Origin of the sequence: Vibrio jasicida CAIM 1864 = LMG 25398 (genome assembly GCF_000400365.1) — a bacterium.
Lineage (GTDB): Bacteria > Pseudomonadota > Gammaproteobacteria > Enterobacterales > Vibrionaceae > Vibrio > Vibrio jasicida.
Genome location: NZ_BAOG01000263.1, coordinates 1 through 240, shown reverse-complemented (window position 1 = coordinate 240; position 240 = coordinate 1). Strand labels below are relative to the sequence as shown.

1 protein-coding gene is annotated in these 240 nt (G+C 40.8%); it reads left to right on the top strand.

Translation table 11 applies throughout. From position 1 onward, the window contains the following. Positions 1 to 25 precede the first annotated feature (25 nt). Positions 26 to 240: GrpB family protein (locus VJL_RS27405; protein ID WP_038882508.1), on the top strand; the 215-nt coding region annotated here is incomplete at its 3' end.

The window sequence follows — 240 nt, the reverse complement described above, 5'->3', positions numbered from 1 at the left end:
GGCGTTATGCCTTTTGGGAGAAAATATGCAGTTTTACAAAGCAGATGAATATCAGGCATCTTGCGAAAACCTGTATCGTAAGTACGAACTTGAGATAGCTGCTTTACTTCCAGATGCATCTATTGAGCATATTGGAGCTTCCTCTATCCCCAATGCTGTATCTAAAGGTGACCTAGACATACTTGTTGGTGTTAACGGCAAGGAACTAGAGAATGCAGTAAAGTTACTTTCTACTCTAGG